The organism is Nocardia bhagyanarayanae (assembly GCF_006716565.1).
Classification (GTDB): Bacteria; Actinomycetota; Actinomycetes; order Mycobacteriales; family Mycobacteriaceae; genus Nocardia; species Nocardia bhagyanarayanae.
Window position 1 is genome coordinate 2,367,684 of record NZ_VFPG01000001.1, and the last position, 9,034, is coordinate 2,376,717.

Here is a 9,034-nt window from a genome sequence, read left to right on the forward strand (position 1 = left end):
ATCACATCCGGAAGACGCCGTAGGAAACCGGTTCGAGCGGCGCCTGGGCGCAAACCGAGAGGGCGAGGCCGAGAACGGTTCTGGTGTCGGCGGGGTCGATGACCCCGTCGTCCCAGAGGCGGGCCGTCGAATAGTACGGATTGCCCTGGTGCTCGTACTGCTCACGGATCGGCGCCTTGAACGCCTCCTGATCCTCCGCCGACCAGGGCTGCCCGCTGCTGTCCAGCTGATCGCCGCGCACGGTGGCCAGCACCGAGGCGGCCTGCTCGCCGCCCATCACCGAGATCCGCGCGTTCGGCCACATCCACAGGAAGCGCGGCGAATACGCGCGCCCGCACATCGAGTAGTTGCCCGCGCCGTAGGAGCCGCCGATGACGACGGTCAGCTTCGGCACCCGCGCGCAGGCCACCGCGGTGACCATCTTCGCGCCGTGCTTGGCGATGCCGCCCGCCTCGTAGTCGCGCCCGACCATGAAGCCGGTGATGTTCTGCAGGAACAGCAGCGGGATCTCGCGCTTGTCGCACAGCTCGATGAAATGCGCGCCCTTCATGGCGGATTCGCTGAACAGCACGCCGTTGTTGGCGACGATGCCCACCGGGTGGCCGTGGATCCGCGCGAAGCCGGTGACGAGAGTCTTGCCGTATTCGGCCTTGAATTCGTGGAATCCGCTCTCGCCGTCGCCGCCGTCCACGATGCGGTGGATGACCTCGCGCACGTCGTAGGGGGTGCGCAGGTCGACAGGCACCACGTCGTACAGCTCGGACTCCGGAAGAGCGGGCGGCCTGGAAGCCGTGATCTCCCAGGGGCTTTGCGGTCGCGGGCCCAGAGTGGCCACGATGCGGCGCACGATGCGCAGCGCGTCCTGGTCGTCCTCGGCCAGGTGATCGGTGACGCCGGAGGTGCGCGAGTGCAGCGCGCCGCCGCCCAGTTCCTCGGCCGTGACCACCTCGCCGGTGGCCGCCTTCACCAGCGGCGGGCCGCCGAGGAAGATCGTGCCCTGGTCGCGCACGATCACCGCCTCGTCGCTCATCGCGGGCACGTACGCGCCGCCCGCGGTGCAGGACCCGAGCACGGCCGCGATCTGCGCGATGCCTTTGGCGCTCATGGTCGCCTGGTTGTAGAAGATGCGGCCGAAGTGCTCACGATCGGGGAACACCTCGTCCTGGTGCGGCAGGAACGCTCCGCCCGAGTCGACCAGGTACAGGCAAGGCAGCCGGTTCTGTAGCGCCACCTCCTGCGCCCGCAGGTGCTTCTTCACCGAGAGCGGGTAGTAGGTGCCGCCCTTGACCGTGGCGTCGTTGGCCACGATCACGCACTCGCGTCCCGACACCCGCCCGATCCCGGCGATGACGCCCGCGCCGGGGCATTCGTCGCCGTACATCCCGTTCGCCGCGAGCGGGGAGAGCTCGAGGAACGGGCTGCCGGGATCGAGCAGCTGATCCACCCGCTGCCGGGGGAGTAGCTTGCCGCGCGCGATATGCCGCTCGCGCGCCTTGGCGGGCCCGCCGAGCGCGGCCGCCGCCAGCCGTGCGCGCAGGTCGCTGGTGAGCGCCTCATGCGCCGCGCGGTTGCCGACCTCTTGGGTAACCGTCATCACGTCCGCCGTCCAGTTAGTCGCCGATAACTGGAATTCAGGTTAATATCGATTAACCGAGTTGTCCAGATCGGGTGAAAGGAGCGGGTGTGACCGGCACGGAAGCTGTGACACTCACCCGCCGCGAGCAGCTGAAGGCGGAGCGGCGCAAGCAATTGCTGGAGGCGGGGGCGCGGCTCATCGCGGAGCGGGGCTTCCTCGGCGTGCGGCTCGACGACCTCGGCGCGGCCGTCGGCATCAGCGGCCCCGCGGTCTACCGGCACTTCCCGAACAAGGAGGCGCTGCTGGTCGAGCTGCTGGTCGGGGTCAGTCAGCGGCTGCTGGCGGGCGGCCGGGCCGTCGTGGTCGGCGCGAACTCCGCCGAGGCCGCGCTGGAAGGTCTGGTCGACTTCCACCTGGACTTCGCGTTCGGCGAGCCCGAGCTCATCCGCATCCAGGACCGGGACCTGGACAACGTGCCCGCCGGACCGCGGCGCGAGCTGCGGCGCACCCAGCGCCAGTACGTCGAGGTCTGGGTGGAGGTGCTGCGCAAGCTGCATCCCCGGCTGCCCGAGGAGGGCGCGCGGGTGCAGGCGCACGCCGCGTTCGGCCTGCTCAACTCGACCCCGCACAGCGCGCCGCCCGCGACCGCGAGCAAGGCGCGGCCGATCCTGCGCGAGATGGCGCTGTCGGCGCTGAACCGAACCGGCTGATCCCGCGCGGACCGACGCCCTCATCGAGCGCTCCACCCACCGTCCATGGTGTAGGAGGCGCCGGTGACCATGCCCGCGTGCGGGCCGGTGAGCCAGCCGACCAGGGCCGCGACCTCGTCGGGTTCGACGAGACGCTTGATGGCGCTCTCGGTGAGCATGATCTTCTCGATCACCTGCTGTTCCGGGATGCCGTGTGTTCTGGCCTGATCGGCGATCTGCTTGTCCACCAACGGTGTCCGGACGTATCCCGGGTCGACGCAGTTGCTGGTCACACCGTGCGGCCCGCCCTCGAGCGCGGTGACCTTGGACAGCCCTTCCAGCCCGTGCTTGGCCGTCACATAGGCGGCCTTGAACGCCGAGGCGCGCAGCCCGTGCACCGACGAGATGTTGACGATGCGCCCGAAACCGTTGCGGTACATGTGCGGCAGCGCCGCGCGGACGAGCAGGAACGGCGCTTCGACCATCAGGGTGAGGATGTCGCGGAACTGCGCGGGCGGGAAGTCCTCGATCGGATGGATGCGCTGGATTCCGGCGTTGTTCACCAGCACATCCACCTCGAGGCGCAGGTCTTCGAGCGCCGCGACGTCGAGAAGGTCGACCTGCCACGGCTTTCCGCCGATCTCGTCGGCCAGCTTCCGTGCGCCGTCGCCGTCGATGTCGGCCACGGTGACCTCCGCGCCGCGCGCCGCGAGTTCCCGCGCGCAGGCCGCGCCGATGCCGCTCGCGCCGCCGGTGACCAGGGCGCGCCGTCCGAGTAGGTCGGTCATCGAGCGGTCACCTCGGCGTCGGCCCGGTCGACCGCCTGCAGGTCGAGACCGCGGGTCTCCCTGGCGAAGAGCACGGCCACCGCCGTGACGGCCGCGGCGCCCGCCAGGTACCACGCGATCGGCACCGAGGAGTCGAAGCTGTCGAGCAGCCGGACCGCGATGATCGGCGCGAGCGAGCCCGCCACGATGGAGGTGACCTGATAGCCGAGGGACACACCGGAATAGCGCATCCGGGTGGGGAACATCTCCGCCATGATCGCGGGCTGGGCCGCGTACATCAGCGCGTGGAAGACCAGCCCGACGATGATCGCCGACATGATGACCAGGTGGTTTCCGCTGTCCATCATCGGGAAGGCGAAGAAGCCCCAGGTGCCCGCGGTGAGCGCGCCGACGAGGTACACCGGCCGCCTGCCGAATCGGTCGGACAGGTGCCCGGCCAACGGGATCGCCGCGAAGTGCACCGCGTGCGCCGCAAGCAGCCACCACAGGATGGTCTTCGTGTCCGCGCCGACGTGCACCTTCAGGTACGTGATGGAGAACGTGACCACCAGGTAGTACATGATGTTCTCGCCGAAGCGCAGGCCCATCGCGGTGAAAACCCCTCGCGGATAACGCTTCAGCACCTCGACCACGCTGAACGAGGTCGCCTTGATCTGTTCGGCCTCGCGCTGCGCCTCCAGGAAGATCGGCGCGTCGGTGACCTTGGTGCGGATGTAGTAGCCGACCAGGACCACCACCGCCGACAGCCAGAACGCGACCCGCCAGCCCCAGGACAGGAACGCGGCGTCCGACAGCGTCGAGGTCAACGCGAGCAGCACGACCGTGGCCAGCAGATTGCCCGCGGGCACGCCCGCTTGCGGCCAGCTCGCCCAGAAGCCGCGACTGCGGTTGGGGCTGTGCTCGGCGACGAGCAGCACCGCGCCGCCCCATTCGCCGCCCACCGCGAAGCCCTGGATGAAGCGCAGCGTCACCAGCAGCGCGGGCGCCCAGTAGCCGATCTGCGCGAAGGTTGGCAGACAGCCCATGAGGAACGTCGCGCTGCCGACCAGCAGCAGACTGAACTGCAGCAGCTTCTTGCGGCCGTAGCGATCGCCGAAGTGTCCGAAGACGATGCCGCCGAGCGGTCGCGCGGCGAAGCCGACCGCGTAGGTGACGAACGCGGCGAGAATCGCGTCCAGGTCGCTGGTCCCCTTGGCGAAGAACACCTTGCTGAACACCAGCGTGGCGGCCGTGCCGTAGAGGAAGAACTCGTACCATTCGACGACCGTGCCCGCCATCGACGCGGAGACCACCCGCCGTAGGCCTGCGGGTGTGGGACTTGGATCGCTGTCTGTCGCGATTTCGCGCACGCTCATCGAACTCTCCTTCATGACGGTGACCACATCACCCCTCATCTGTGATGCGGCCCACACGCTTTGGCTGGGAACGAGTATTCGTGCAGATCTCTGTCGGTGGCAATGACCAGATGTGCACGACCAATCTGCAAAGATGCAGACATGAGTCCGGCTTCTCCCGGATTCGGCCGCCGTCCCAGCGCCGATGACCTGCTGGTGCTGCTCGCGGTGGGCCGATCCGGTCGCTTCGTGTCCGCCGCCGACGAGCTCGGCATCAACCACACCACCATCTCCCGCCGCATCGCCGCGCTCGAGGAAACCCTCGGCGGGCGCGTACTGACCCGGGTGACCGGCGGCTGGGAACTCACCGACCTCGGCCGCGACGCGCTGGCCGCCGCCGAGGCCGTCGAATCGGCGGTCAAGTCGCTCACCGCGGACCCGGCCGGCAACCGGACGCTCGAGGGCGTCGTGCGCATCTCGGCCACCGACGGATTCAGCGCCTACCTCGCGGCGCCAGCGGTGGCGCAGGTGCAACGCAGGCATCCGAAGATCGCGGTCGAGATCGTGACCGCCACCCGCCGCGCTTCCCAGCAGCGGTCGGGACTGGACATCGAGGTCGTCGTGGGCGAGCCACAGGTCCACCGCGCCAAGGCGATTCGGCTCGCCGACTATCGGCTGGGGTTGTACGGCTCGCGACAATACTTGCGCGAGAACGGAATTCCCTCCGATATCGATGATCTCGCCCGGTATCCGCTGGTCTACTTCATCGACTCCATGCTCCAAGTCGACGACCTCGACCTGGCCTCCAGCTTCGCCCCTTCCATGCGCGAATCCATCTCCTCCACAAATGTTTTCGTGCACGTCGAGGCGACGCGCGCGGCGGCGGGGCTCGGGCTACTGCCCTGCTTCATGGCCGACCGCCACGACGATCTGGTGCGGGTTCTGCGGGACGAGGTTTCGGTGCAGTTGGCGTACTGGTTGGTGACGCGCACCGAGACCTTGCGACGGCCGGAAGTGGCGGCGGTGGTGGATGCGATTCGGGAAAGGGTGCGTGAGCAGCGGGGGATGCTGCTGGGAGAGGACGGGTAGGAACTGATCCCAAGGTCGCGCCGGAAGCCGCTAGTGTCCGAGCACCTCGTCCATCGTCTTCGCGGTGGCGGCACGTTCGACCCAGCTGTTCAGCAGATCCGCATCGGTGCACGCACGGATGCGAGCTTCGGCTTCTTCCGGGATCCGGATGCGTCGGGCCCGCAGCATTGTCAGCAGTGCCCGGGCTTCGCCGCGGGCCTCGCCGCGGGCTTCGCCGCGCGCGTAGTACCGACGGGCGAACTCGCTCTTGTACTCGTACGTGTCGGTCGTCATGAGGCTCTCCAGGAAGTGCCGGGCCGCCGGGGACATGACAGCGGCTACCAGGTCAAGATACATTTCACCGTTCGGGGAGTCGAGCACGTGCTCGACCAGGGTCTTGAGGATCGCATCGCGTTCGGGCCGCCGCTGATACGAGATCGCCGACAGCACGGCGAGCTCGGGATTGGCGGCGGCGGCCTCGGAGTCGGTGACCGCGGGAATATCGTTCGGTCCGACGACGAGGGGGCTGAGCGTGCACCCGGGCGCGATCGCGATGGGTCTGCGGCATCGGACTGCCGTGCGTTCGGTGGGGCAGATCACCAGCAGCGCCGTGCGGCAGCGCAGCCGGGCACGCAGCGTCGTCAAGTAGACGGGCCAGCTCCACTGCTTGTCGGCATCCGGTTGTAGCTGGACCTCGACGATGACGGCCAGTACCGGTGCCGTGCCGGATGCCAGCACCACCACTGCGTCCGCCCGGTATTCGGTCGGGTCGATATCAGGGAAGTCACCGGAATCCAAACGAGCGTTGTCGAATTCGGGTAGCGGATCGTCCGACACGTAACCGAGCAGTTCGGCGGCAAGGCGTGGGCGTTGCCGGATCAGGTCGATCACTACTTCGTGCAGGGCGGTCGGCATGCGCACAGGCTATAACCGCACACCGACAGGTTCTCGAGGCGTGTGATCGCTGGGAGTCCCTGGGCTGGAGTGGATTACGTCCCTGGCCTCGTTCGCGTGGAAGGGCACGGCCGTGGTGGAAAGTTCGCTGCTCGACTCGGATGCTGAATCCGGTCGGAGATCGCGCGGGCACTCGGAAGGCGCGGTCGGAGGACGCGTGCCCACTTGTCTGGAACCTGTCGGTGCCTGCGCCCAGGCGTACCTCCCCCTTCCCTGCGGCATGCGCGTGCTAACGAAGGACTTCGCCCGGCGGCGGCCGTTAGGGTGGGCGCATGACCTCTCTGTCGGATCCCAAGGTGCGCGAATTTCTCAACCACGGCACGCGGACGGGCAAGGTCGCCTTCGTGGCGGCGGACGGGCGTCCGATCGTCACGCCGGTGTGGTTTCTCGTCGAGGGCGAGGAGATCGTGTTCAACACCGGGAAGAACACGGCCAAGGGCAAGGCGTTCACGCGCGACGGCCGGGTCGCGCTGTGCGTCGATCTGGAGGAGCCGCCGTACGCGTCGATCCAGATTCAGGGTGTGGTCACGATGTCCGAAGACCCGGACGAGTTGCTGCGCACCGCCACGGCGCTCGGTGGCCGGTACATGGGTGCGGATCGGGCCGAGGAGTTCGGGAAGCGCAACGGAGTGCCCGGGGAACTCGTGGTCCGGCTGCGCCCGACCAAGGTGATCGCGCACTTCGACGCGACGGCCTGATACGGATTTCGCGCCACCTACACTGACCCGCATGACCGTGCACTTCATCGGGGCCGGGCCGGGCGCCGCGGACCTGCTGACCGTGCGAGCGGTCACCCTCCTGCGCACCTCCCCGGTCTGTCTCTACGCGGGCACCTACCTGGACCCCGAGGTGCTGTCGCACTGCGCGCCCGACACCGAACTGATCGATACCCAGCGCCTCGACATCGACCAGATCACCGCCCACCTGGTACGCGCCCACGAATCCGGCCGCGACGTGGCCCGGCTCTGCTCCGGCGACCCGTCCCTCTACTCGGCGCTCACCGAACAGACCCGCCGCCTCGACGCCCACGGCATCCCCTGGGACGTCACCCCTGGCGTTCCCGCCTACGCCGCCGCGGCCGCCCTGCTCGGCACGGAACTAACCGTCCCCGAGCTCGTCCAATCGGTCGTGCTCACCCGCACCCAGGCCCGTTCCACCGCGATGCCGGAATCCGAGGCGCTGGCCAACTTCGCCCACACCCGCGCGACCCTCGTCCTGCACCTGGCCATCACCCGCATCCGCACCTTGGCCGAGGAACTCGTCGCCGATTACGGAGCCGACTGCCCCGCCGCCGTCGTCTACCGGGCCAGCCAGCCCGAACAGCTCGTCCTGCGCGGCACCCTCGCCGACATCGCCGACCAAGTCGAAGCCGCAGACCTACGGCAGGCTGCCGTCATCCTCGTCGGCCGCGCCCTGACACCCGCTCTGAGCTGCACCGGTTCCCATCTCTACGACCCGGGACGCGACCGGCACTCGGTATAACGAAGATCGCGCGGTCACCGTTCGGTGTCCACAACGTCCGGGCGGTTCAGTCCACGGCGCGGTTGACGATGTCGGTAGCCAAGACGGCCACCAAGTAGGCGCGGGGCGGCCAAGCGGGAGGCGGCGCGGCCGATATCGGACGTGCGTGAACCGCGTTCGCTCGACGCGGTCGGGGTGGACGGTGTCGTAGCGGGGTTCGACGGCGTCGTGGTTCCCGGAGTCGACGGTGTAGACGAAGTGTCCCTCCGGGAGTCGACGGTGTAGACGGGAGGCGGTCGTCTGAGGGACGGGACGGTTCGTGTGGCGTGGACTGGTCCGGCGACTGGTTCTCTTGACTGGTCGGCTGGGTCGGCTGCCCCGCACCCCAACCCAACTTCTCCCAATGCGACGTCAACGCCGCCCCGGTCTCGCCATCCAACGCCGAGACCGCGGCCTTCACCACATGCGTCGCCTCGGAATCCAACCCCCGCAACGTATCCGCCGAACCCGTCCACGCCGACTCCACCCGACGCATCGCGGTCTCATCACTTTCGAGCCAATCACCCGCCCCCACAACATATTTCGCAGCCCATTGCAACGGCTCCGGATGCCCACGCCCGACCCCTCCGCTACTCCGCCCCGACCGTGCTGGGCCCAGAACGTACCGACAACCAACTAGGCGCGGCCGAGCCGACGGAAAAGTACCTACGGCACCGTAGGCGCGGTTAGCGGAGCCGAAGCGGACTGCGCGACAGGTGGGTCCGGATGGGGTGGGGGAACGGTCCTCCGCCGGACCGGTTCTCGCGCCGTGAGCCATCTCGCTGTGAGAACCGCTACACCGAACTCAGCAAACTCGACCCGAACGCCCTGCCAGCGGTGATGTTCCGACGCTATGGATCTTGGTTGGTCGGTGAGGGTAGGCGCGGGTAGATTGTTCCGGTGATCTGCGAGAAACATCCCGGCTCGGCCGGTCGGTGGGTAGTGGGCGCGGTCGGCCCCATGTAACAAGATCGGCCCACTGGACAGATAGTGCCAGTGAACTTTTTTGCTTGATTGATATGAGAACTGAACCCGGGGACGCAGGCGCCACGCTGTGAAAGGTGTGCGCCCTGTCCGGGTGTCGTCGGGGAGCGCTTGCGTGGTGTTCCGGAAGCGAGGTTACGG

Annotated in this window: 8 protein-coding genes; 4 read left to right on the top strand and 4 right to left on the bottom strand. The window is 68.2% G+C overall.

From position 1 onward, the window contains the following. Nucleotide 1: 1 nt before the first annotated feature. On the bottom strand, nucleotides 2-1,594 hold the full coding sequence (locus tag FB390_RS09950) for a carboxyl transferase domain-containing protein (protein WP_141808701.1): 1,593 nt from the start codon (nucleotides 1,592-1,594) through the stop codon (nucleotides 2-4). 89 nt (nucleotides 1,595-1,683) lie between these two features. On the opposite strand from FB390_RS09950, the gene FB390_RS09955 reads away from it, so the two are divergent. Next, the gene (locus FB390_RS09955) at nucleotides 1,684-2,286 is read left to right on the top strand and encodes an SACE_7040 family transcriptional regulator (protein WP_141808702.1); all 603 of its coding nucleotides are present in this window, start codon (nucleotides 1,684-1,686) and stop codon (nucleotides 2,284-2,286) included. A 20-nt stretch (nucleotides 2,287-2,306) separates the two neighbouring features. On the opposite strand, the gene FB390_RS09960 is transcribed toward FB390_RS09955, so the two are convergent. Both FB390_RS09960 and FB390_RS09965 read right to left on the bottom strand, forming a co-directional pair. Next, nucleotides 2,307-3,053: a 3-hydroxybutyrate dehydrogenase gene (locus FB390_RS09960; protein WP_141808703.1), complete on the bottom strand. Its 747-nt coding sequence runs from the start codon at nucleotides 3,051-3,053 to the stop codon at nucleotides 2,307-2,309. Continuing rightward, the gene (locus FB390_RS09965; protein ID WP_425465856.1) at nucleotides 3,050-4,447 is read right to left on the bottom strand and encodes an MFS transporter; all 1,398 of its coding nucleotides are present in this window, start codon (nucleotides 4,445-4,447) and stop codon (nucleotides 3,050-3,052) included. Before FB390_RS09965 ends, FB390_RS09960 begins: the two co-directional genes overlap by 4 nt. A 102-nt stretch (nucleotides 4,448-4,549) precedes the next feature. Between FB390_RS09965 and FB390_RS09970 the strand changes: the two genes are divergently transcribed. After that, nucleotides 4,550-5,476, top strand: a complete 927-nt coding sequence (locus FB390_RS09970) for a LysR family transcriptional regulator (RefSeq protein ID WP_246123943.1) — start codon at nucleotides 4,550-4,552, stop codon at nucleotides 5,474-5,476. A gap of 30 nt (nucleotides 5,477-5,506) precedes the next feature. Here the strand turns inward: FB390_RS09970 and FB390_RS09975 are convergent, their stop codons facing one another. Further along, a complete protein-coding gene (locus FB390_RS09975) occupies nucleotides 5,507-6,370 on the bottom strand; it encodes a hypothetical protein (RefSeq protein ID WP_141808706.1) in 864 nt (287 codons plus the stop codon). 311 nt (nucleotides 6,371-6,681) lie between these two features. Between FB390_RS09975 and FB390_RS09980 the strand changes: the two genes are divergently transcribed. Then, on the top strand, nucleotides 6,682-7,107 hold the full coding sequence (locus FB390_RS09980; protein ID WP_141808707.1) for a PPOX class F420-dependent oxidoreductase: 426 nt from the start codon (nucleotides 6,682-6,684) through the stop codon (nucleotides 7,105-7,107). Nucleotides 7,108-7,138: 31 nt separating this feature from the next. Continuing rightward, complete coding sequence (gene cobM, locus FB390_RS09985; RefSeq protein WP_141808708.1) at nucleotides 7,139-7,891, top strand: precorrin-4 C(11)-methyltransferase; 753 nt, start codon at nucleotides 7,139-7,141, stop codon at nucleotides 7,889-7,891. Nucleotides 7,892-9,034: the final 1,143 nt, after the last annotated feature.